18 protein-coding genes are annotated in these 22880 nt (G+C 70.3%); 14 read left to right on the forward strand and 4 right to left on the reverse strand.

The window, feature by feature from the left end; genetic code table 11:
* Positions 1–304 precede the first annotated feature (304 nt).
* Positions 305–1345 carry an NAD(P)-dependent alcohol dehydrogenase gene (locus ACWD4J_RS16845; protein WP_451396193.1) on the reverse strand — a complete coding sequence of 347 codons (1041 nt, stop codon included), beginning with the start codon at positions 1343–1345 and terminating at the stop codon, positions 305–307.
* Positions 1346–1438: 93 nt separating this feature from the next.
* Here ACWD4J_RS16845 and ACWD4J_RS16850 point away from each other — a divergent pair, with 93 nt between their 5' ends.
* The 3 genes from ACWD4J_RS16850 (at position 1439) to ACWD4J_RS16860 (ending at position 5924) form a co-directional block, all read left to right on the forward strand.
* Entirely contained in the window at positions 1439–2239 is an 801-nt protein-coding gene (locus tag ACWD4J_RS16850; protein ID WP_451396131.1) for an SDR family NAD(P)-dependent oxidoreductase, read from the forward strand.
* A gap of 305 nt (positions 2240–2544) precedes the next feature.
* The gene (locus tag ACWD4J_RS16855; protein ID WP_451396132.1) at positions 2545–3414 is read left to right on the forward strand and encodes a branched-chain amino acid ABC transporter permease; all 870 of its coding nucleotides are present in this window, start codon (positions 2545–2547) and stop codon (positions 3412–3414) included.
* A gap of 11 nt (positions 3415–3425) precedes the next feature.
* On the forward strand, positions 3426–5924 hold the full coding sequence (locus ACWD4J_RS16860; protein WP_451396133.1) for an ATP-binding cassette domain-containing protein: 2499 nt from the start codon (positions 3426–3428) through the stop codon (positions 5922–5924).
* A gap of 118 nt (positions 5925–6042) precedes the next feature.
* Here ACWD4J_RS16860 and ACWD4J_RS16865 read toward each other — a convergent pair whose 3' ends face one another.
* Complete coding sequence (locus ACWD4J_RS16865) at positions 6043–6885, reverse strand: mycofactocin-coupled SDR family oxidoreductase (RefSeq protein ID WP_451396134.1); 843 nt, start codon at positions 6883–6885, stop codon at positions 6043–6045.
* Positions 6886–7221: 336 nt separating this feature from the next.
* On the opposite strand from ACWD4J_RS16865, the gene ACWD4J_RS16870 reads away from it, so the two are divergent.
* The 5 genes from ACWD4J_RS16870 (at position 7222) to ACWD4J_RS16890 (ending at position 14990) form a co-directional block, all read left to right on the forward strand.
* Positions 7222–8562, forward strand: a complete 1341-nt coding sequence (locus ACWD4J_RS16870; RefSeq protein ID WP_451396135.1) for an FAD-dependent oxidoreductase — start codon at positions 7222–7224, stop codon at positions 8560–8562.
* A 43-nt stretch (positions 8563–8605) separates the two neighbouring features.
* Positions 8606–10162 carry an aldehyde dehydrogenase gene (locus tag ACWD4J_RS16875; RefSeq protein ID WP_451396136.1) on the forward strand — a complete coding sequence of 519 codons (1557 nt, stop codon included), beginning with the start codon at positions 8606–8608 and terminating at the stop codon, positions 10160–10162.
* Between the two features lie 119 nt (positions 10163–10281).
* Positions 10282–11415, forward strand: coding sequence for an acyl-CoA dehydrogenase family protein (locus ACWD4J_RS16880; protein WP_451396137.1), 1134 nt, complete (start codon positions 10282–10284; stop codon positions 11413–11415).
* Between the two features lie 18 nt (positions 11416–11433).
* Entirely contained in the window at positions 11434–13380 is a 1947-nt protein-coding gene (locus ACWD4J_RS16885) for an oxidoreductase (RefSeq protein ID WP_451396138.1), read from the forward strand.
* Between the two features lie 77 nt (positions 13381–13457).
* Entirely contained in the window at positions 13458–14990 is a 1533-nt protein-coding gene (locus ACWD4J_RS16890; RefSeq protein WP_451396139.1) for a GMC family oxidoreductase, read from the forward strand.
* 68 nt (positions 14991–15058) lie between these two features.
* Here the strand turns inward: ACWD4J_RS16890 and ACWD4J_RS16895 are convergent, their stop codons facing one another.
* Both ACWD4J_RS16895 and ACWD4J_RS16900 read right to left on the reverse strand, forming a co-directional pair.
* A complete protein-coding gene (locus tag ACWD4J_RS16895; protein ID WP_451396140.1) occupies positions 15059–15919 on the reverse strand; it encodes an aldo/keto reductase in 861 nt (286 codons plus the stop codon).
* 121 nt (positions 15920–16040) lie between these two features.
* A complete protein-coding gene (locus ACWD4J_RS16900) occupies positions 16041–16904 on the reverse strand; it encodes a 3-hydroxybutyryl-CoA dehydrogenase (protein WP_451396141.1) in 864 nt (287 codons plus the stop codon).
* A gap of 170 nt (positions 16905–17074) precedes the next feature.
* Here ACWD4J_RS16900 and ACWD4J_RS16905 point away from each other — a divergent pair, with 170 nt between their 5' ends.
* The 6 genes from ACWD4J_RS16905 (at position 17075) to ACWD4J_RS16930 (ending at position 22790) form a co-directional block, all read left to right on the forward strand.
* Positions 17075–18130, forward strand: coding sequence for an alcohol dehydrogenase catalytic domain-containing protein (locus tag ACWD4J_RS16905; protein ID WP_451396142.1), 1056 nt, complete (start codon positions 17075–17077; stop codon positions 18128–18130).
* 121 nt (positions 18131–18251) lie between these two features.
* Entirely contained in the window at positions 18252–19040 is a 789-nt protein-coding gene (locus ACWD4J_RS16910; RefSeq protein ID WP_351137002.1) for an enoyl-CoA hydratase/isomerase family protein, read from the forward strand.
* 68 nt (positions 19041–19108) lie between these two features.
* Positions 19109–19426 carry a Zn-ribbon domain-containing OB-fold protein gene (locus tag ACWD4J_RS16915; RefSeq protein ID WP_451396143.1) on the forward strand — a complete coding sequence of 106 codons (318 nt, stop codon included), beginning with the start codon at positions 19109–19111 and terminating at the stop codon, positions 19424–19426.
* Entirely contained in the window at positions 19423–20568 is a 1146-nt protein-coding gene (locus tag ACWD4J_RS16920) for a thiolase family protein (protein ID WP_451396144.1), read from the forward strand. Before ACWD4J_RS16915 ends, ACWD4J_RS16920 begins: the two co-directional genes overlap by 4 nt.
* Before the next feature lie 48 nt (positions 20569–20616).
* Positions 20617–21819, forward strand: a complete 1203-nt coding sequence (locus ACWD4J_RS16925) for an acyl-CoA dehydrogenase family protein (RefSeq protein ID WP_451396145.1) — start codon at positions 20617–20619, stop codon at positions 21817–21819.
* Positions 21816–22790, forward strand: a complete 975-nt coding sequence (locus tag ACWD4J_RS16930; RefSeq protein WP_451396146.1) for a phosphotransferase family protein — start codon at positions 21816–21818, stop codon at positions 22788–22790. Before ACWD4J_RS16925 ends, ACWD4J_RS16930 begins: the two co-directional genes overlap by 4 nt.
* Positions 22791–22880 lie beyond the last annotated feature (90 nt).

Consider the following 22880-nt stretch of genomic DNA (forward strand, 5'->3'; position numbering starts at 1 on the left):
CGCTCCTCCATTTACTGCATGCGGGTGGAGGGGCCTGCTCCGGAGGGAGCTGAGCCAGGGGTGATCTGAGGGCGGCCGGCTCATTCGGTGCGCGCCCAAGCGCCCCTGGCTAGCTGAAAAGGGAATTTTGAGACGGTCTATGTGACTCAGAAATGGAGGGAGAAATATCTCGGATCGCAGGCCGGCGCCGGATATCTGCTGAACCTCCGCCGGCCCGGTCTGCGTTTCCTTGTCTCCGTGCGAAAACCACACTTCGTGATTCTGGTTGTTGCCCGAGTAACTCTCGTTCTTGCCTGGGCGCCCGTCAGCCGGGTATCAGCACAGCCCGTCCTGAAACCCTGCTCTGCCGCAGGCGGTCGAATGCCTCCGGTGCGGCGGACAGCGGGAACTGCTCCACCTCGACGTGGAGCGCTCCCGAGCGTGCCAGTGCGATGACCTCGGCAAGCTCCGGCCGGGTGCCCCAGAACGGCAGCGAGAGCCGGAATCCCGGCGGCAGGAAGCCCGGCTTGCGTACCGTCAGCTGCCCGCCGCCACTGCCGACCACCGTAAGTTCCCCGCCGGGGCGCAGGATGCCGGTGGCGAGCTCGAGGGTCGCGCTGTTGCCGACGAAGTCGAGAACGGCGTCCACCCCCACACCGCCGCTCTGCGTCCTCAGTATGCGGGCGGTGTCCGCTCGCATCAGGGTCGCCGCGTGCGCGCCACTGCGTTGGGCGAGCGTGAGGGCCTCTTCGCGGATGTCGACTGCCAGAACGCGGCTCGGGGTGGTCGCGCGGAGTATCTGGACGGCGAGGTGGCCGAGCCCGCCGACGCCGATGACGGCTGCGGTGGTGCTTTCGCCGAGAGCATGGCGTACTCCGGCGACGGCATGGTACGAGGTCAGCCCGGCGTCCGAGAGAGGCGCCGCCTGATCGGCCGGCAGGTCGCCGATCGGGACCAGATACCGGCCGGCCGGTACGAGGACGTACTCGGCCATCCCGCCGTCCCGGCCGAGTCCGACGCCGTGCCATCCCAGACCGTCGCGTCGATCGCAGTAGTTGTCGCGGCCCGCGGCGCAGCGTGCGCAGGACCCGCATCCCCACGGGCCGTAGAGCACCACCCGTGCACCGACCGCCGGCCCCTCGGCGTCAGGGCCGAGGGCCGCGACCTGCCCGGCGACCTCATGGCCGAGGGTGAACGGCGGCCGGTAGGGGAGTGTGCCCGAGGAGCCGTCGATGACGTGGATGTCGGAGTGGCAGAGCCCCGCCGCCTCCACCCGCACCAGTACCTCGGCCCCGTGGGGGACCGGCCGCTCAACCTCGGTGAGCGCCGGTTCCCGTCCCCACGCTGTCAGCCGCACCGCCCTCATTGTCACCGTCCAGGGTCTTGTCAGTTCAACGGCGGTGACGATAACAGAGACGAAGTCAGTTCAGTAACAGTGATGTCGAGAAGGAGCACGAGGATGAGCAGGGACGTACGACCGGGCCGGTTCGCGGGCAAGGTCGCGATGGTGACGGGTGCCGGATCGGGGATGGGTGCGGCTGTCGCCAGGCAGCTGGCCGCAGAAGGGGCGCAGGCCGTAGCCCTGGCGGACGTGAACGTCGAGGCTGCCGCGCTGATGGCCAAGGAACTGCCTGTCGGGCGGGCGTTCGCCCTCGACGTGGCGGATGCGGCCGCGGTCGACGGCGCCGTGGAGGACGTACTGCGCGAGCATGGGCGGCTCGACCTACTGGTGCACGCTGCCGGGGTCGACGACCCGGAGTCCAAGCAGCGGATCGCGGACGCGCTGGTCGAGGGGCGTGTGCCTCAGGTGACCGACCAGCTCGCAGACGCTGCCTGGCGGCGAGTCATGCGGGTCAACCTGGACGGCACGTTCCACGTGCTGCGCGCCGCGGTCCGGGCCATGCGGCCCGCCGGGGCGGGCGCGATCGTCGTGATCGGCTCTTCCTCGGCCTTCGACACGCCGGTCGGATACCCGCATTACGCCGCGTCGAAGGCGGGTGTGCACGCGCTGAGTCAGGCCGTGGCCAAGGAGGTCATCTCGTCCGGGATCCGGGTGAACGTGGTCGCGCCCGGTCCGACCGAGACCGGTATGGCGGCGCGTACCCCTGCGGCATTGCGCACCGATCTCGGCGACACGCGGGTACGCCCCTATGCGACGCCGGAGGAGATCGCCGACATCGCGCTGTTCCTGGCGAGCGACGCCGCGGCGAACCTGGTCGGCGCGGTGCTGCTCGCCAACGGCGGCCGCTTCACCGTTTGACGGTCTTCCGGGCTCGGCTCCCGGTCCGGAACCCCTTCCAAGGGGCGGTGGTTTCGGACCGGGCCCCGGGCGGGCGGTTCCCGCCGCTGAGGCCGACCGCTTCCGCTGTGCCGGCCGGCCGGCGCCGTGCCGCCATGGCCGAAGACGCCCGAATCAACTCGTGCACGGGTATTGCCCGCCCGGGGCCCGATGCTTACGGTCTCGAATTGAGTTCAGTTCGCAAGGCGCAGAGTTCAGTTTGCAATGCGCTCCGGCGGCGCCGAGGTGCAGGGCGCGCGGGCGCTCGGCACGAGGAGACGGTCGACGTGGATCAGTTTCTGCTCGTCCTGGTGAGTGGTCTCGCCAGTGGTGCGGTGTACGGCCTGATGGGCCTCGGGCTGGTGATCATTTATCGGGCGACGGACGTGGTCAACTTCGCCCTCGCCAGCCTCGCTACCGTCGGCCTGTATGCGGCGTTGACGCTGTACGACAACGGTCTGCCGCTGATACTGGCCGCCCTGGCCGCCATCGCGGTGACAGTGATGGTCGGCCTGACCGCCCGTGAGACGGTGATCAGGCCGCTCGCGCAGGGGGAGTTGCTTTCGGCGCTCGTCATGACGATGGGCGTCTCGCTCATCGCGGAGAGCGTCATCAGCACGATATGGGACGACCAGCCGCGGCTCTTCCCGAGCCTGGTGGAGGGATCCGTCTCGTTCGGGGGCTCGGCGATACCGGCGCAGAGCCTCCTGACCATCGCCGTGGCGGCGGTCGCGATGGCGTCGGTGGCGTATCTCTTCGGACGTACGACCATCGGCTCCGCGATGCGCGCCGTCGCCGAGTCCGCCGACACCGCGCAGATCCTCGGCCTCGGTTCGCAGCGCATCGCCCGGATCTCCTGGGCACTGGGACTCGGCCTCGCGGCGCTCGCCGCGTTCCTCTACGCGCCCCGGGCCGGCCTGGTGCCGACGGTGCTCAGCGCACCACTGTTCCGCGCCTTCGCCGGGATCTTCCTCGGCGGCCTGACCAGCATGTACGGCGCCGTCATCGGCGGGCTGACGGTCGGCGTGCTGGACAACCTGGCAGCGAGCTATGTCTCGGCCGGCTACCGGGACACCTTCGTGTTCACGTTCACCATCCTCGTGCTGCTGATACGCCCGCAGGGGCTGTTCGGCGTGCGCACGTTCCAGCGGGTCTGAGGGAGCGGTCCATGTCTGTCATCAGTCGTTCCAACCTCGCCAGGGCGGCACTCGGGCCGCTCGCCGCGGCCGTGCTCATCCTCGTGCTGAACTCCGGGGTCATCCCGCCGTACCAGGCGTACTCCGTAGGGCTCGCGGCCGTCTACACCGTCCTCGTCCTCTCGGTGAGCCTGCTCGCGGGCTGGGCCGGCATCTGGTCGATCGCTCATCCCGCGTTCTTCGCCATGGGTGCCTACTTCGCGGCCTACGGCAGTACGCACGGCTGGTCGCTGGAGGCCGTGGTGCTCGGCGCGATCGCCTGCAGTGCGGCCTTCGGGGCGTTTCTGGGTTCTGCGGGTGCGCGGTTCTCGATGCTGTACGTCGCCCTGCTGACCCTCGCGTTCACCATGGTGTCGCTGGAGGTCATGGGCCAGTGGACCAGCGTGACCGGCGGTGACCAGGGCATTCCGATGGAGAAGCTGGACAGCGCACTGGGGCTCGGCACGCTGGCCAGCGCCGGTACGCAGGCGCAGTACATCGCCGTGGGCGTGGCAGGCGTCGCGCTCGCGGTGGCCGCGCTGGCCCGGCCCAGCGCCCTGCGGATGCGCCTCGTCGCCGCCAAATCCCACCCGATGGCCGCCCGTTCGATCGGCATCGCGCCGGAGGCCCAGTCGGCCCTGGCCTTCGCGGTCAGCGCCGCGTTCGCCGCGCTGGCGGGGGTGCTGCTGGCCCTGGTCGTCGGGTTCGTCAGCCCGGACCCGTTCTCCCTGGCGCTGGCCATCTCGCTGATCGCCGCGTGCGTACTCGGCGGTGCGGGCACGCTGCTGGGCGCCGTCGTCGGTGGCGTGTACCTGACCTGGGCTCCGACGGCCGCAGAGAGCGCAGGGGTCCCGCAGCCGATCCTCCAAGGCGTCGTGCTCATCGCCGCACTGCTGTTCCTGCCGGGTGGCGTGGTGCTCTTCCTCGGGCGGACGGCGCGCAGACTGGTGCGGCGGCCCACGCCCCACACGCCCACCCTCGTGGATCCGCACGAGGAACCCGTGCAGCACGTGCCCGCGCCCGCAACCCCTAAGGAACTGCTGCGACTTGACGAGGTGTCCGTCACCTTCGGCGGCCTGAAGGCACTCGAAGGCGCCTCGTTGACGGTACGGGCGGGGGAGACCCTCGCGATCATCGGCCCCAACGGCGCGGGCAAGACGACGCTGCTGAACGTGCTGTCCGGGCTCGTCGGAGGCGGACGGGTCGCCGGCAGCGCCCGGTACGGCGGCAAACCCCTGCTGAAGACCCGCGCCACCGCCCGACGCAGGCTCGGCATCGGCCGGACCTTCCAGCACGCCGAGACGTTCCCCGAGCTGACCGTCCTGGAGAACGTGCTCTGCACCCGTCGCCGTGTCACCGCGCACAACCGGGCCAGGGCCGTGGAACTGCTGGGGAGGGTCGGCCTGGCACACGTCGCGGACCGCTACCCGGGCGAGCTCCCGTTCGGCCTGCACAAGCGCCTCGACCTGGCCAGGGCGCTCGCCGAGGAGCCAGAACTGCTCATTCTGGACGAGCCGTTCGGCGGTCTCGATGCCGGTGAACGCACCGTGCTGGCCCGGCAGATCGTACGGCAGCAGCAGCGCGGCACCGCGGTCGTGATCATCGACCACGTCCTCGACGACCTGTTCGCCGTCGCCCACCGCGTGGTCGCCTTCGACTTCGGCCGGCCGATCGGCGAGGGCGAGCCCGGCAGGATCCTGGACGATCCCCGGGTGCGGACCTCCTACCTGGGCGAGGGCGGTGCCCGGACGGAGCTTTCGCGCCTGGACGGCACCGAGCGCGCCGCAGTGCGCCTGGAGGGGGTGGGCCACGCCTACGGCGGAGTGACCGCGCTGCACGGCATCGGCCTCACCATTCCGCAGGGCAGCGTCGTCGGCGTCGTCGGTGCCAACGGTGCGGGCAAGAGCACGCTCGGCCGGATCCTGCACGGCTCGCTCTCGCCCACCCGCGGCGAGCGTGCGGCAGCCCAGGACCTGCGTACCGCGCTGGTGCCTGAGGGCCGCGCCCTGTTCAAGACGCTGTCGCTGCGGGAGAACCTGGAGGTGGCCGCGTACGCCGCCGGCATCAAGGGAGCGGACCTGAAGGCGCGCCTCGAGGAGACCGCCGAGTGGCTGCCGCCGCGGCTGCGCGACCGGATGGGCGTACCCGCCGCCGGCCTCTCCGGAGGCGAGCAGCAGATCCTGGCGATCGCCAGGGCCCTGATGGCGCGGCCCGACCTGCTGATCGTCGACGAACCGGCGCTCGGCCTGTCGCCCGCGATGGTCGACGAGGTGTACGCCCGCCTCGGCCGGCTCGCACGCGAAGGCATGACCGTCGTGCTGTTGGAGCAGTCGCTCGGCCGCGCCGCGTCCGCCTGCCAAGAGGTGGTCGTGCTGCACGAAGGCGGCATCGCTGTCCGCGGCGAGCCCGGGGACCCCGCGTTCCTCGCCCGCGCCGAACAGGCGTACTTCGACGGGCAGGACGACGCTCCTGTGGCTGCCGCACAGGGGTGAAGCCGAGGCCCCGGCGGGCAAGCGGAGGCCGCTCACGGTCTTGTGCCGTGAGCGGCCTCCCGGAGCATCCGCCTCGCGGGCGGTCGCCGGTCTCCACGTCAGCCCTTCTTGACGGTGGTCAGCCCTTCTTGACGGTGTTGCCGGCATCGACGGGGAGGGCGACGCCCGTGATGTAACGCGCCGACTCGGAACACAGCCAGAGCACGGCCTCCGAGACGTCCTCGGGCTCGATCCACGGGACGTCCGGAAGGATGTTGAGGGCCGCGAAGGGCTCGTGGACGTCGGCCGCCGTCGGGTTGGTGACGTCGGGTGCGAAGAGTTCGAAGGTGGGGGCGTTCACGACGAGGGGTGTGTTCACCGTCGTGGGGCAGACGGCGTTCACGCGGATGCGGTGCGGCCCCAGCTCCTGTGCGAGCACCTTCATGAACCCGATGACCCCGTGCTTCGCCGCCGTGTAGTGCGCCGTGTTGAGGTAGCCGAGGAGGCCCGCTGTCGAGCTGGTCAGGACGACTGAGCCGCCTTGTCCGCGCTCGACCATCGAGGGGAGCGCCGCACGGACGGTGTTGAAGACACCGGTCAGGTTGACGTCGATCATGTCCTTCCACACATGCTCGGGCATCTCCCAGCTGACGGACCATGACCCGATGCCGGCGTTGGCACAGACGATGTCGATCTTGCCGAACTCGGCGAGGCCCCCCTCGACGACCCTTTGAACCTGACCGAGGTCGCGTACATCCGCTGTGCCCGCGAACGCGCGACGCCCTCGTGCCTCGACCAGCGCGACGGTCTCCTTGAGATCATCGCTGGTGGCCAGCGGATAGCCGACCGTCTCCACGGCGTCCGCACAGATGTCCAGCACGATGACGTCGGCACCCTCCTCCGCCAGCCGGCAGGCATGCGACCTTCCCTGGCCGCGGCCGGCACCCGTGATGAAGGCGACTTTTCCGTCGAGGGTTCCCATGCTTTCTCCTTCGCAGATGGCGAGCCGGGATGCCGGTTCGGTCGTGCGGACAGCGCCGCGCGCAATGGATCCCTGGCAGGCTCCTCAAGCTTGGAATTGAACTGAACTGGCGTCAAGAAGCGTGTCGAGGCCGATTTCCGGCCGCCGGGGGCCGATGAACCGGGGCTTGTGTAGCTCTAACTAGGGGTGTTCTGCTCCTTGTTGGTCGAATTAGCAGGCGCTGATCCGAGCATGACTGTTGCGTTTCGAATTGGATTCGGTTTTGCTAGCTGGTTGTCAGGGCGAACACCAGCGGGACTCGCTGGAGAGCCGATCCCTTGGCCGGAGGAGAGCCGCGTGCACACAGACGACGTCGATCTGCTGATCATCGGTGCGGGAATGGCGGGGCTGACCGCCGGCGCCCGCGCAGTCCGCAACGGCCTGTCCGTGGTGATCGTCGAGATCGGTACGGACGTCGGTGGCTCCGCACGCTTCGCCGGTTACGCGTGGACCGCCCCGAACCACGACGTCATGGACCAGCACAATCCGCGCGGCGACATCGCGCTCAAGCGCGCGCTGGTGGACAGGTTCGACGACGGCATCTCCTGGATCCGCTCCATCGGCGTCGAGGCCAAGGACGCCCAACGGATCCTCAGCTTCGGCCGCGGGCATCAGTTCGACACCAACCACTACGTCGACACCTGCCGACGACTCATCGTCGAAGGCGGCGGCGAGCTGCTGCTCGGGACTGACACCGAACGGCTGGTGGTCGAGCACGGCGTCGTGGCCGGCGCCGACCTGAGGGCGGCCGACGGCACGCGCAGGCACGTGCGGGCCCGCACCACGCTCGTGGCGACCGGCGGATTCCAGGGCGACCTCGCCCTGCGCACCGCACATGTGCACCCCCATGCCGATCGCATGCAGCTCCGCTCCAACCCCCACAGCCGCGGCGGCGGCTACCGCCTGGCCACCCAGACCGGCGCGGCCACCGGCGGCGACGACGCCGGCTTCTACGGGCACCTCATCCCCAGCGGCATCCCCTTCGCCGACCCGGCTGACTTCGTCGACATGTCGCTCTACTACAGCGAACACGCCCTGCTGTTCAATCTGCAGAGCGAGCGGTTCGTCGACGAGACGCTGGGCGACCACCTCACGGCCATGGCCCTGCTGGAACAGCCCGAAGGCCGCGGTCTCCTCATCGCCGATGCCCGGGTGTTCCGCGATTGGATAGTCGGCGCGTACGTCGAGGGCGCCGTAGCCGTCGACAAGTTCGCCCTGGCGAGCAAACGAGGCGGCCGTGTCGGACTGGCCGAGGACCTCGACGAACTGGCCTACCTGCCCGAGGAATGGGGCTACCAGGGCGAGGCCATCCGCAACGCCGTGAAGCTGTTCAACGAGCACGCCTCGGCAGGGGTGGACCCCGTGCCCGGCCGGGAGCTGGACCGCCTGCCGCTGGACGAACCTCCGTACTACGTCATCGAGACGGTGCCGGCCATCACTTTCCCGTTCCACGGCGTGCGCATCGACGACCGGGCCCGCGTGCTGGGCGAGGACGGCCGGCCGATCGGAGGGCTCCTCGCCGCCGGATCGGACACCGGCGGCCTGTGGCACCGCGCCTACGCGGGCGGCCTCGCCTCAGCCCTCGTCTTCGGGCTGACAGCCGCCGAGACGGCCACCGAGACGGCACACCGCTCCTGAGCAGGACTCACCGACACCACCACCGCCCCTGCGGGAGGGAAAGTTGACAGCCATCGATCACAAGGCCTTCTTCATCAACGGGTCCTGGCGAGCGGCAGAGGGCACGGACCACTTCGACGTGATCTCCCCGAGGTCCGAGCAGCGCATCGGGCGGGTCCCTGCCGCCTCGAAGGGGGACATCGACGCCGCAGTCGCCGCGGCCAGGCAGGCCTTCGACGAAGGCGAGTGGCCGAGGCTCACCCCGGCAGAGCGAGCCGACTACGTCTCCCGTCTGGCGGACGGGATCGAGAGGCGGCGGAACGAGCTTGCCGAACTGATCACCGAAGAGCTCGGCTGCACACTGTTCCTGTCGCAGGTCTACCAGACGGTGTCGCCCGTCATGAGCTTCAACTACTCCGCCGAGATCGGCCGGAGCCTGCAGACGGCCGAGGTGCGCATCAGCGACCTCTCCCCGCTTTCGGGCAAGTCGGCAGGAGGAAGCATCATCCCCATGGCCGGGTCCAGCCTGGTCGTCAAGGAGCCCGTCGGTGTGGTCGCCGCCTTCCCGGCATACAACTTCGCGCTTCCGGCGATCGGCCAGAAGGCCGGGCCGGCGCTGATCGCGGGCTGCACCGTCATCGTCAAGGTCACGGAACCCAACCCTCTGGCGACATTCATGGTCGGCGAGGTCTGCGAAGAGATCGGTCTGCCGTCCGGTGTCCTCAACATCGTCGCGGCGCGGGCACCCGAGTCCGAGTACCTGGTCCGCCACCCCGGTGTGGACATGGTCAGCTTCACCGGCTCCGTCGACGTCGGCGCCAGGATCGCTGCGGCCTGCGGCGAACTCGTACGGCCGTGCGTGCTGGAGCTCGGCGGCAAGTCCGCGGCCATCGTGCTCGAGGACGCCAAGATGGAGGACGTGCTGCCCACCCTCGTCGGGGCCAGCGTCGGCACGAACTCGGGCCAGAGCTGCGTCGCCCAGACACGACTGCTGGTTCCCGAGTCCCAGTACCGCGCCTACGCGGAGGCCCTGGCCGACGCGTTCGCCTCGCTCAAGGTCGGCGACCCCATGGAAGCCGACACGGTGGTCGGTCCACTGGTCACATCCCGCCAGCGTGACCGCGTCGAGTACTACGTGGACGTGGCACGCAAGGAGGGCGCGACCATCGCCTCGGGCGGCCGTCGGCCATCGCACCTGAACCGCGGGTGGTACTACGAGCCGACCCTCGTCACCGACGCGCACAACGGGATGAGGGTGTCGAGGGAGGAGATCTTCGGGCCCGTTGCCTCCCTCATCCCGCACCGCGGCGAGGACGACGCCGTGCGTATCGCCAACGACAGCGATCTGGGGCTGGCGGGCTCCGTGTTCACGGCGGACACGGCACACGGGTTCGAGGTCGCGCGGCGGGTGCGCACGGGCACGTTCTCGGTCAACACCTTCGCAGCCGACCTGGGCTCGCCGTTCGGCGGATTCAAGAAGTCGGGGTTCGGGCGCGAGCACGGCCCGGACGCCGTCGACGAGTACCTGCTGACGAAGACGATCTCGATCGACCCGAGCCACGAGCTTCCGCAGTCGGTGACCCGCAACGTTCCACACGGAACCGGACCCGGGGCGCGCTGACCCCGCTCGCCGCAGCGGCCGAGTTCCGGCGGCAGTGCGGTCCCTCGGATCACCGCCTGCCTACGTCGCCGACGCGCGACCACCAGACCGTTCAACCAGTTCCCCGCCCTGGAGACCCCATGCACCGTCGTCATCCCGAGATCGACCCCCAGCTGCTGTCCGAGACCGAGGAACAACGGGAACTCCGCACGGTCCTGCGCGACTTCTTCACCGAAGCGAGCGGGTCCGAAGACGTCCGCAAGCACCTGGCCACCCCGCGCGGACACGACGAAGCCCTGTGGGCGCGGATGGCAGGCGAGATCGGTGTGCACGGCCTCGCGATACCCGAGGAGTACGGCGGATCCGGCTTCACCTTCGCCGAACTTGCTGTGGCACTGGAGGAGTCCGGGCGCGCCCTGTGCTGCGCCCCGCTGCTGCCCACCGTGGTGCTCGCGGGGTACGCCCTGCTGAACAGCGGCGACCGGCAGGCATGCGAGCGCTATCTGCCGCGAATCGCCGACGGCACGCTCGCGGCGACGGTGGCAGGTTTCCACGACGACGAGCCGCTCATCAGCGCCGAGCGCTCCGCCTCGGGCTGGGTCCTTCGTGGCGCGTCGGACTTCGTGCTCGACGGAGCCGGTGCGGATCTGATCGTGGTGCGGGCCCGGACCAGCGACGGCGCACGGTTGTTCGCATGCGAGCCCAACGGGGACACCTGCACGCGGACACCGCGCCGCGTCCTGGACGAGACGCGCCGCCAGGCTCTCGTGGAGTTCCACGGCGCACCCGCCACATCCGTGGGCGAGTCGGGTGAGGTGATGGCGACCCTCGACGCCGGGCGGGCCGCGCTCGCCGCCGAGCAGGTCGGCGGCAGCGGCCACGCACTCGACGCTACGGTCGAATTCGTCGCGCAACGCCACCAGTTCGGGCGCCCCATCGGCTCCTTCCAGGCGGTCAAGCACCGGCTGGCCGACGTACTGGTCGCCCTCGAAGCCGCGCGCTCGGCGTCCGCGTACGCGACCGCCTGCGTCGCCATCGCGTCGCCACAGCTGCCGGTGGCCGCCGGCGCCGCAGCAGCTGTCTGCTCCGAGACCTTCCGCCTGGCGACCGCCGAGTACGTCCAGCTGCACGGCGGAATCGGCTTCACCTGGGAGCACCCGGCACATCTGTACGTGCGCCGGGCGCGCAGCAGTGAGGTGCTGTTCGGCACGGCGGACCGGCACCGAGCCCGACTGGCCGAACTCATCGGTCTTGCCCCCCGGTCCGCAGCCTGAGCAGACAGAGAGAGCCACATGACGCAGCCCACCGACCTCGCCCTCACCACACCGTTCACGCTCGGCGGTCTCACCCTCCGCAACCGCCTGGTGGCCACCGCCCACGCCACCGCCGCCGTCGCCGACGGCGCCCCCACCGAGGCCGACGCGGCCTACTGGCGGCGCCTGGCACAGGGCGGCGCCGGCATGGTGATCACCGGAGGTACCGCCGTGGCCCCCGATTCGACGCTGCCGCAGCGCTACCTGACCGAGGCATGGCGCCCCGAGATCAAGGACTCCGTGCGCCGCCGGGCCGAGGCCATCACCGACGGCGGTGCGGTGGCCATCGCCCAGCTCGTCCACCTCGGCCGGGAGACCCTGGGCGCGGGTACGTACTACGCGCCGGTGTCCGCGGCCGCCGTCCGCTCACCCCGTGAGGCGACCGCGCCGCACGCGCTGAGCACCGAAGAGGTACGCCGTGTCGTCGACGCCTTCCGCGTCTCGGCGGCCAACAGCGTGCAGGCCGGCTTCCACGGCGTCGAGCTGCACGCCGGACACGGCTATCTGCTCGCCCAGTTCCTCTCCCGCGTCAACAACACCCGCGACGACGAGTACGGCGACCGGATCGCCCTGCTGGCCCAGGTGATCGACGCGATCCGTACCGAGATCGGTGACGCCCCCCTCGGCGTAAGGGTGTCGGTGGAGCCGGGCGAGAACTCCGGACTCGGCCTGGAGGATCTGGTCGAGCTGCTCCCGCGCCTGCATGCCGCTTCGCCGTTCACGTACGTCAACGTCACCACCGGCGTCCGCAACACCTACGTCCCCGGCATGGCCACCACCCGGCCGCCGCTTCTTGAGTCCGTGGCCCGGCTGCGCGCGGCGGTCGCCCTTCCGCTGCTGGTCAGCCAGGGGTTCCGGTCGGCTGCCGACATCGAGCGGGCGCTGGACTCGGGGGCCGATCTGGTCGGCATGGCGCGGCCGTTCATCGCCGACCCGGACTTCGCCCGCAAGGTGATCACCGGCGACGAGCGCTCCATACGCCCCTGCACGGGCTGCAACGAGGGCTGCCGGACCTTCGAACCCACAGGGTCCTGCTCCGTGAACCCCGAACTCGGCCCGCCGGGAACCGCGTCCCGCCCGGCCGTTCCGCTGCTGCTCACACCGCCCGGTTCCCGCACCGGCTCCGTCGCCGTCCTGGGCGCGGGCCCCGCGGGCATGGAGTGCGCGATGGCCCTGGCCCGTAGCGGCGCCGCGGTGGTCGTCTTCGACAGCGCCCGCGAAGCGGGCGGCCAGGCGCGCCTCGCAGGCCGCGCCGCACACCGCTCCGGCTGGCAGAAGTTGGTGGACTACCAGCGCGACCAGCTCGCCGACCTGGGCGTCCGCGTGTTTCTCGGTACGTCACCGACGTCCGCCGAACTCGCCGAGTACTCCCAGATCGTGCTCGCCACCGGAGCGGAGGAGGCGGTCGTGCCCGTGCCGGGCGAACTCCCCACGCTCACCAGCACGGACTTCCTCCACCGGTACGCCGAGGTGGTACCGAGCGCGCCCAGGGTCGCCGTCCTCGACGACGGCTTCGGCTGGTGGCAGGGCATCAGCGCCGTCGAGAGCGCGCTGGCGGCCGGCGCCCGTGAAATCACGGTCATCACGCCAGGCAACGGCTTCGCGACGGGTCTGTCGCCGGAGAACCGCACCCAGCTGATGAACCGCCTCACCGGTGCGCCCCTGCGTGTCGTCGCGATGAGCACCGTGACCTCGACGACGCCCGACGGTGTGCGGCTGCGCCATGTGCTGGACGGTCAGGAGACGGACCTCGCCGCCGACCTCCTGGTGACGGTCGGCGAACGCCGTCCGCGGCGCCCGGACTTCACTCCGGCCGACGGCCAGACCGTCCGCGCGGTCGGCGACTGCGTCGTGCCGCGCCGCATCGCGCACGCGGTCGCGGAGGGAAGGGCCGCAGCGGAGGCGGTCGCGGTCAGGCCGCTGTGAGCGCCAGGCGGGCGGCCCTGAGGGGCTGATATGCCCGCATGCCGATTTCCTTCGTCTCAAAGAAGAGAGAGGTGGCAATGGCACGTCGCATCGTGGTGTGTGGCGGAGGCTCCGCCGGTGGTGTTCTGGCTGCCCGGCTGAGTGAGGACCCCGCCGACACCGTCACGCTGGTCGAAGCGGGTCCCGACTACCGCACCCCGGAGGAGACCGCCCCCGAGGTGCTCGACGCAAACCAGTTCGGATTCACCACGCACGACTGGGGCTATGAGTCGGACGACCATGTTGCCGCGGCCGACAGCATCCCCATGTTCGGGATCGTCGAGCAGGGCGTCGTTCCCGTCCTGCGCGGCAAGGTCATCGGCGGCTCCTCGTCGGTCAACGGCGCCAACGCCCTGCGGCCCACTGCCGAGGACTTCGCCCGGTGGACCGGACTCGGCTGCGACCGTTGGTCCTGGGACGAGATCCTCCCGTACCTGAAGAAGCTGGAGGACGACCCGGCGGGCGGTGAGCTGCACGGTACGGGCGGGCCCGTGCACATCGAGCGCTTCACCGAAGGCAACGGTCTGCGCCCGGTGATGGCCGCGTTCCTGGAGGCCTGCGCGCAGGCCGGCCACCCCGTCCACCAGGACATGAACGGCGCCGAGCGGCGCGGAGCGGGCCCCACCCCCTTCAACCGCAAGGACGGCATCCGCCAGACCTCGGCCATCGCCTACCTCGGTCCGGCCCGTGACCGCGACAACCTGACCGTACGCGGCGGACAGACCGTCGACCGCGTGGAGTTCACCGATGACGGCACGGCGGCTCGTGCAGTGCTCCTGGCCGACGGAACCCGCCTCGAGGCCGACCTGGTCGTCCTCTCCGCAGGCGCCATCGGCAGTCCGGCGATCCTGATGCGCTCGGGCATCGGTCCGCGACGGCTGCTCGAAGAGCTGTCCATCCCGGTGATCCAGGCCCTCGAAGGCGTCGGCAGGAACCTCCGCGACCACCCGATGGTCTACCTCACCTACGCCGTGGACGAGGAGACGGTCGGCGAGCTCACCCCGCCGTTGCAGACCGTGTTGGCCTTCTCCTCGGGAGGCGCGGACAGCAAGGGCGAAGTCGACCTGCACGCGCTTCCGTTCACCATGGAACCGGGCGTCATGCTGGTGCCGCTCGGCCTGGTCCGCCCGTACTCGCTGGGCAGCGTGCAGATCACCTCCCGCGACCCTGAGGCCGACCCGCGGATCCGGCTGGGTCTGTTCGAGCACCCCGACGACATCCGGCGCATGGTGGCCGGCATTCGCCAGGTCCGGGAGATCATGGGCTCGGGTCCGCTCGAGAAGTACGTACGGGCCGAGACGTGGCCGGGTCCGGAGGCGACCACCGGCGCCGACCTCACCCGTGCCCTCTTGGAGGGCAAGAACACCTACTGCCACGCCGTGGGCACCTGTGCGATGGGCGGGGAGGGCACCCCGACCGGAGTCGTCGACCAGAGCGGCAAGGTGCACGGCGTCGAAGGGCTGTACGTCGTCGATGCCTCGATCATGCCGGACATCCCGGCCGTGCCGACCAACACCACCGTGATGATGATGGCCGAACGCTGCGCGGACGAGCTGCGCCGGGGCGACTGACCGCCGGCAGAGGGCCGCCGTCGGCATCACTGTCACCAGCGCCGACGGCGGCGATCACGAGACACCTCTCAGGCGGCATCGAGTTCGGCGAACTCCGCTTCGGTGAGCTTCAGGTCGGCCGCTGCCGCCGAGTCACGAATGGTGGTCGGCCGGGACGACCCCGGGATCGGCACGACGATCGGGGACTTGGCCAACTCCCAGGCCAGGCACACCTGCTGCGGACTGACCCCGCGCTCGTCGGCGATCCGCGCGAACGCGCCGTGTGACGAACCCAGGCCGCCCGCACGGGAGATGCCGCCCAGCGGGCTGTACGGCAGGAAGGCGATCCCCAGCTCGGTGCACAGGCGCAGCTGCGGCTCGCTGTCGCGGGTGGCCGGCGAGAAGTTGTTCTGTACGGACACCAGCCGCTCGCCGAGGATCCCGTGCGCTTCGTGCAGTTGGTCGGAGTCCACGTTCGAGATGCCGACCGCGCGGATCTTGCCCGCGTCGCACAGGTCGAGCATCGCGCCCACCGAGTCGGCGTACGGCACGTTCGGGTCCGGCACGTGCAGCTGGTAGAGCCCGATGGCGTCCACACCCAAGCGCTTGAGCGAGCCCTCGCAGGCCTCCCGCAGAGCCGCCGGATCACCGTTGAAGGACCATGCTCCGTCGGCTTCGCGTGACGCCCCGCCCTTCGTGCCGACCAACACCTCAGAGGTGTCGCCGTCGTACGCCGCGAGTGCCCGCGCGATCAGCGACTCGTTGTGGCCGGTCTCTGACGAGTTGAGGCAGTACGACATGGCCGTGTCGATGAACGTGATCCCGGCGTCGAGCGCGGCATGAATGGTCGCGACCGCGCGCTCCTCATCCGGCCGCCCTTCGATGGACAGTGGCATCCCACCGAGCCCGATGGCGCTGACCACGGCGCTGCCGATGCGGCGGCTGTGCATGTCTGTACCCCCTAGGTGACGCGATGCGACGTCTGCGACTTTACGCTTCTGGCCTCATGTCCACGGCCGTTCCAGGGATACGCCCGGCAGTTCGCAGGTGGCGCGGTGGGACGACGTCTGCTCAGGCGCCGTAGTCGTAGAACCCGCGTCCGCTCTTACGCCCCAGATGCCCCGCGGCGACCATCCGCTGAAGCAGCGGAGGAGCGGCGTACAGCGGTTCCTTGAACTCCTCGTACATCGCGTCGGCGACGGCCTGGGCCGTGTCCAGGCCGATCAGGTCGAGGAGCCGCAGCGGGCCCATCGGGTGGGCGCAGCCCAGCTCCATGCCGCGGTCGACGTCCTCGGGACGCGCCGCGCCGGACTCCACCATGCGGATCGCGGAGAGCAGGTAGGGCACCAGCAGGGCGTTGACCACGAAGCCCGAGCGGTCGGATGCCTGGATGACCTCCTTGCCGAGTTGCCGGCCGGCGAAGTCCCGGGCGCGGGCCAGCGTGTCGGCACTGGTGGTGAGGGCCGGGATCACCTCGACCAGCTTCTGCACCGGTACGGGGTTGAAGAAGTGCAGGCCCACGACCTGCGCCGCCCGGCCCGTGGCGACCGCGAGGTCGACGACGGGCAGTGAGGAGGTGTTGGTGGCGAGGACGGCGTCGGGGTCGGTGACCACCTTGTCCAGCTGACGGAAGACCTCGAGCTTCGCCTCCCGGTTCTCGGCGACGGCCTCGATGACGAACTGCCGGTCCGCAAGCTCGCCCAGATCGTGGGTGAACGAGAGACGGGCCAGGGCCTGTTCGCGGTCGGCCTCGCCGAGCTTGCCGCGCCGCAGGCCGCGGTCCAGGGACGCGGTGACGCGGTCGCGGCCGGCGGCCGCCAGCTCCGGGGTCGACTCCGCGACGGTGACGTCGAGGCCACGCAGTGCGGCCACCTCGGCGATGCCGGAGCCCATGAGCCCGCAACCGACCACGCCGAGACGTGTCATGTCAGACATGAAGATCCTTTCACCCGCACCAAGAGACGTACGCACCAACGGACGTACGCATCAACAGACTTCTCCATACTGAACCGAAGTAGGTGCAGGTCTCAAGCGATATATTGAAGTCAGTTCAGTTCAGTGGCAGGCTCGAGTGCGTCGATCGGGAGAGACGCCGAGGAGGAGTCATGCTTGCTGCCAGGCTGTACGGGGCCAAGGACCTGCGGATCGAGGAGATGCCCGAACCCGAGCCGGGGCCGGGCGAGGTGAAGATCCGCGTGGCGTACGCGGGGATCTGCGGCACCGACGTCCATGAGTACTTCGAGACGCCGCGCGCCACGCACGAGCCCAACCCGCTGACCGGCGCCACTCTGCCGCAGACCCTGGGGCACGAGTTCGCCGGCACTGTCGTGGCCTGCGGTGAAGGCGTCGACCGGGTCGCCCCCGGCAGCCGGGTCTGCGTGCGGCCGATCCGCACCTGCGGAACGTGCCCGCGATGCACGTCCGGACTGTCGCATCTGTGCAGGTCCTTGGCGGCGATCGGGGTGACGTCCCCCGGTGGCGGACTCGCCCAGTACGTGGTCGTTCCGGCCGCGTCCGTGCACCCGCTGCCCGACACCGTGTCGCTGGAACAGGGTGCCCTGGTCGAGCCGATGGCGGTGGCTCTGAACGCCGTGGAGCGGGCCCGTGTGCCCGCTGGTGGAAGTGCCCTGGTGACGGGGGCGGGTGCCGTCGGCATGGGTGCACTGTTCGCACTCAGGGCGCACGGCGTCCATGACGTGCTGGTGGTGGAGCCTTCGCCGTCCAGGCGCGCGGCGGCCGAACGGCATGGCGCCCGCGTACTCGATCCAGGCGCCGTCGACGTGGTCGAGGAGGTGGTGAACCACACCCGAGGCCGCGGTGTGGACGCCGCCATCGAATGCGCGGGCCGGCCGGAGGCGTTGAACACCGCCATCCGCTCGGTGGCGGCCCAGGCTCCGATCGTGATGGTGGCTCTGTACTCGGGCCCGGTCGCCATCGACGCCTCCGTCGTGCGCCTGGCCGAACTCGCCCTGCTCGGCTCGGAGGCGTACCCCGACGGCGTCTTCGAGCGCGTCATCGGCCACATGGCCGCCGGGAGCTACCCGACCGACGGCTGGCTCGACCACATTCCGCTCGCCGACACCCTCGCGGGGCTGCACGACGTACGCGACGGGCGGCGCGTCAAGGTCCTCGTCGACATCCCGGCGGACGGCGGGCGTTGAGCCGGCGCGGGGCTGGTGTGTGTCCACTGAACCAATCTCGGTCCAGGGGTTGACAGTGGATCACCAGCTCCGCAGACTCGTAGTGAATTCAGTTCAGTTTGGAAATCGGAGGGATCAAGAGATGGCAGTTGAGGACGAGATCCAGTTCGAGCGTGACGGTCATGTCGCCCGCGTCTGGCTCAACCGCCCGTGGAAGAAGAACTGCGTCACGGTGCCGATCCTGGACCGGCTCGACGAGATCATCACCGAGGTCGACGAGGACCCCGAGCTGCGGGTCCTGGTGTTCCGCGGTCGCGGTGGCACCTTCTGCTCGGGCTTCGACCTGGACAGCCTGAAGGCGGACTTCGTCGGCAAGTCGAACGCCATCGACGTCGCGGTCAAGTCCGCGAAGGTGTGCGACCGCCTCTACTCGATGAAGACCCCCTCGGTCGCGGTCCTGGAGGGCTACGTCACCGCGGGCGGTTTCGAGATCATGATCTCCTGTGACTTCGCGATCGCCGCGGACGACGCCAAGATCGGCGATTTCCACATCCGCCGCGCGCTGTTCGGCGGGGCCGGCCCGATCTACCGGGTGCCGCGCATGATCGGAATCCGCAAGACCAAGGAGCTGATGCTCACCGGCAAGCTGCTGTCCGGCGTCGAGGCCACCGAGTTCGGCCTGATCAACGACCACGCGCCGACCGAGCAGCTGGACGAGAAGGTCGAGGAGTTCATCTCCCACCTCACCGACAAGAGCCCGTTCACGATGTGGCTCACCAAGATGACGATCGACCGCAGCCTGGACGCAGACACCCAGTCGCTGATGGTGATGGAGCACCTTGCGGTGGGTGTGGCGCTCAACTCGGAGGACGCCGCCGAGGGCGTGTCGGCGTTCCTGGAGAAGCGCGAGCCCAAGTGGCAGGGGCGCTGATCCGGATGGCCACGGATCCGCGGAGTCCCGTCGTCGGGCTCCAGGGCTCACGCTGCTCAGGCTGCTCGGTGGCGGTCTACCCCGCGGACGAGGCGTGCCCGCGCTGCGGGGGGCCGGCCGATCCCGCGACCCTTTCCGGTGCGGGCACGTTGTGGACGTGGACGGTGCAGCGGTACGCACCCAAGTCGCCGCCGTACCAGGCCCCGCCCGGCGGCTTCGAACCGTTCGCGGTCGGCTACGTCGAGCTGGCGGAAGGCATGCGGGTGGCCGCCGTACTCGAGGTCGACGACCTCGACGACATTCGCATCGGGATGCCCCTCACGGTGACCGCCGGACAGGGCGTCCCGCGGGCCCGGCCCACAACGCTCGCTGAGGAGGGCTCATGAGCAGCGACGTCCTGATCTGCGGTGCCGGACGCACCCCGTTCGGCCGGTCGGAGGCGAGCGGCCGGCAGCTGGCCGTCAGCGCGGTGAACGCCGCGCTGGCGGATGCCGGGATCGAGTGGTCACGGGTGCGCGCCGCCTTCGGCGGCAGCGACAGCGCCGGGCTTGCGGACACCCTGGTGGCCCAACTCGGCCTCACCGGGCTGCCGTTCGTGAACGTCAAGAACGGCTGCGCGACCGGCGGCAGCGCCCTGATCTCCGCCGTGAACGCGATCCGCTCCGGTATGGCGGACGTCGTCCTCGCCGTCGGATTCGACAAGCATCCGCGCGGCGCCTTCGACCCCAGGCCCGAGGACTGGGGCCTGGGCGAGGAGTACGGCAGCGACGGCCTGATGGTGACCACCCAGTTCTTCGGCATGAAGATCCAGCGCTATATGCACGACCACGGGATCACGCCGGACACTCTCGGGCTGGTCGCCGAGAAGGCCTACCGCAACGGGGCCCTGACCCCCGAGGCATGGCGGCGCAAGCCGCTCACCGCCGCCGAGATCCTCGACTCGGACATGGTCAGCGACCCGCTGACCCGCTACATGTTCTGCTCCCCTGGGGCAGGCGCGGCCGCACTGGTGCTCTGCTCGCCCGAGGTCGCCCGCACCCTGGACGGCCCCTCGGTCACCCTGCGTTCGGCGGCCGTACGCACCCGGCGTTTCGGCTCGTTCGAGGTGTTCAGCCCCTGGATCCCCGGGGGCGACCTGATCAGTGTCAGCCGTGACGCGTCGGCCGCCGCCTTCGAGGAGGCGGGGATCGGCCCGGGGGACGTGGACGTCTGCCAGTTGCAGGACACCGAGAGCGGCGCCGAGGTCATGCACATGGCCGAGTGCGGGTTCTGCGAGGACGGCGAGCAGGAGCGGCTGATCGCCTCCGGTGCCACGGAGATCGGCGGCGCCCTGCCGGTCAACACCGATGGCGGCTGCATCGCCAACGGCGAACCCATCGGCGCATCAGGGCTGCGCCAGGTCTACGAAGTCGTCCAGCAGCTGCGCGGCCGGGCCGGCGAACGCCAGGTACCCGGCGAGCCGAGGATCGGCTTCACCCATGTGTACGGCGCACCAGGCGTGAGCGCCTGCACCGTGCTGACCCGCTGAATGCCCGTCAACTGACTGGGCGAGTGCTGAACGGAGGCGGAGGAAGAGATGAGCGGCATCCCGGAACCGGAGGAGTTCCGCACGCAGGCCCGGCAGTGGCTCGCCACGGTCGCCCGGCCGCGCGCCGCCGACGGCGAGTGGGGCAGCGGCTCCGACTCGGTCGCCGTGTTCGAGAACTGGACCGAGGAGCAGGAGCGCGAGCACACCGCCCGCATCCAGGAGTGGGAGCGCACCCGCTACGACCAGGGGTGGGGTGCCCTCAACTGGCAGGAGGCGTACGGTGGCCGCGGCCTGCCCGTGTACTACGAGCAGCTCTACCGTGCCGAAGAAGCCGCCTTCGACGTGCCGCACCGCACCGAGATCTTCCCGGTGACGCAGCAGCTCGTCGCCCCGGCGATCGGCATCTGGGGCACCGACGAGCAGAAGGAGCGCTGGCTGCGCCCCATGCTGCGCACGGACGAGCTGGCCTGCCAGCTGTTCTCCGAGACCGAGGCGGGCTCCGACCTCGCCGCGGTGCGCACCAGGGCGGTGCGCGACGGCGACAACTGGGTGCTGAACGGACACAAGGTGTGGACCTCCGGCGCCCGCGTCGCCACCTGGGGAGTCGCGGTGTGCCGCACCGACCCGGACGTCCGCAAGCACGCCGGCATCACCGTCTTCCTGGTACGCATGGACGCGCCCGGCGTCATCGTGCGGCCCATCCAGCAGATGACCGGCGGCGCCAGCTTCAACGAGGTCTATCTCGACGGCGTGGTCGTGCCCGACACCGACCGCCTCGGACCGGTCGGCGAGGGCTGGCGGGTCACCCTCAGTGTGCTGGCCGCCGAACGGCTCGACTCGGGCAACCTCGGCCTGGACAACGCCGACCGGGCGCTGGACCTCGCAGGGAACCTGGACCGCTCGCTCACCGGCAGTGAACAGCAGCAGGCCGCCGACCTGTACATCCGCACCCTCGTCCAGCGGCTCATCGGTCTGCGGGTGACCGCCGCCCTCGTCGCGGGGCGCGAACCCGGCGCGGAGGCGTCGGTCGGCAAGCTCTACGCCACCGAGACCATGCGGCGCACCAGCGACCTGGTGTCGGAGCTGCTGGGTTCGCGCCTCGTCGCCGACACGGGGGAGTGGGGCACGTACGCCTGGACGGAGCATCTGCTCGGCGCGCCCGGCTACAGCATCGCGGGCGGCACCGACGAGATCCAGCACAACATCCTCGCCGAGCGGGTGCTCGGACTGCCCAAGGAGCCCGTCCGATGAAAACGGCTACGCAGGTGCCGGAGCTGGCCGTTCGGGTCCGCGGTCGTCTCGCTCACCGGCATCCGGGAGCCCCGATCGGTGAGCTGCGTACACTGCCGGGTGGGCACTCGGGGCTGACGTACTGGGTCACGGCAGGGGACACGAAGTACGTCGTGAAGGCGGTGCCTCCGGGGCAGCGGCCCATCGGGCGCAACGATGTGCTGCGTCAGGCGCGCGTACTGAGAGCGCTCTCTGGCTCGGCGGTGCCGGTACCGGGCGTCGGGGCCGTCGATGAGACACAACCCGCATGGTTCGCCATGGACTTCGCCGCCGGGGAGGCCGTCGAGCCCGTACTCGACGAGCCTGAGGTGCCTGCGGAGACGGCGCGGGCGAGGATGCTGGGGATCGCCTCGGTGCTGCGGCGGTTGCACGAGACTGATGTTCATACGCCCGGGCTGGACGCGCCGGCACCGCTTGACGCGGCCGGCGAGCTGGAGCGGTGGAGCCGCACCATGCACGCCGTACCGGCTGAACTCCGCCCCGGTGGCGAGGAGTTGCTGGCGCGCCTCGCCGACGACGTGCCCGGCGATCTCCCGCCCGTGCTGCTGCACGGCGACTTCCGCCTCGGGAACGTGCTGTGCGTCGGTGAGCGCCCGGTGGCCGTCGTCGACTGGGAGATCTGGAGCGTCGGGGACCCGCGCATCGACCTCGGGTGGTTCCTGCTCTTCGCCGACCACCGCAACTTCCCGGCGCTGGGCCGCGCCGTGCCCGGCCTGCCCACCGAGGCCGAACTGCTGGACACCTACCTCGACGGCCGGCCCGCCCTGCCCGCGATGGCCTGGTTCCGGGCCCTGGGCCGCATGAAGATGGCCGCGATCATGGGCCACAACCTGCGCCGGCACCGCGAGGGCAAGCACCACGACCCGGACCAGGAGCGCCTGCCGCCCACCATCGCCGCGATGATCCGCACGGCGCACGACATTCTCGGCTGATCCGTAGCCACCACTACAAGCGGACGCACCGCACACGCCAAGCACTTGGGACGTACGCCGAGTCAGGCCACCAGGCCCTCGGTGAAGAGG

Source organism: Streptomyces sp. NPDC002577 (genome assembly GCF_053594815.1).

Coding starts and splice junctions, on each gene's coding strand:
- ACWD4J_RS16895 (WP_451396140.1), bottom strand. CDS start 15,919: ATGCACAGCCGCCGCATCGGCAGCGCCGTGGTCAGCGCCATCGGGCTC.
- ACWD4J_RS16920 (WP_451396144.1), top strand. CDS start 19,423: ATGAGCAGCGACGTCCTGATCTGCGGTGCCGGACGCACCCCGTTCGGC.
- ACWD4J_RS16865 (WP_451396134.1), bottom strand. CDS start 6,885: ATGGGAACCCTCGACGGAAAAGTCGCCTTCATCACGGGTGCCGGCCGC.
- ACWD4J_RS16880 (WP_451396137.1), top strand. CDS start 10,282: ATGCACCGTCGTCATCCCGAGATCGACCCCCAGCTGCTGTCCGAGACC.
- ACWD4J_RS16910 (WP_351137002.1), top strand. CDS start 18,252: ATGGCAGTTGAGGACGAGATCCAGTTCGAGCGTGACGGTCATGTCGCC.
- ACWD4J_RS16900 (WP_451396141.1), bottom strand. CDS start 16,904: ATGTCTGACATGACACGTCTCGGCGTGGTCGGTTGCGGGCTCATGGGC.
- ACWD4J_RS16885 (WP_451396138.1), top strand. CDS start 11,434: ATGACGCAGCCCACCGACCTCGCCCTCACCACACCGTTCACGCTCGGC.
- ACWD4J_RS16905 (WP_451396142.1), top strand. CDS start 17,075: ATGCTTGCTGCCAGGCTGTACGGGGCCAAGGACCTGCGGATCGAGGAG.
- ACWD4J_RS16930 (WP_451396146.1), top strand. CDS start 21,816: ATGAAAACGGCTACGCAGGTGCCGGAGCTGGCCGTTCGGGTCCGCGGT.
- ACWD4J_RS16850 (WP_451396131.1), top strand. CDS start 1,439: ATGAGCAGGGACGTACGACCGGGCCGGTTCGCGGGCAAGGTCGCGATG.
- ACWD4J_RS16925 (WP_451396145.1), top strand. CDS start 20,617: ATGAGCGGCATCCCGGAACCGGAGGAGTTCCGCACGCAGGCCCGGCAG.
- ACWD4J_RS16860 (WP_451396133.1), top strand. CDS start 3,426: ATGTCTGTCATCAGTCGTTCCAACCTCGCCAGGGCGGCACTCGGGCCG.
- ACWD4J_RS16845 (WP_451396193.1), bottom strand. CDS start 1,345: ATGAGGGCGGTGCGGCTGACAGCGTGGGGACGGGAACCGGCGCTCACC.
- ACWD4J_RS16890 (WP_451396139.1), top strand. CDS start 13,458: ATGGCACGTCGCATCGTGGTGTGTGGCGGAGGCTCCGCCGGTGGTGTT.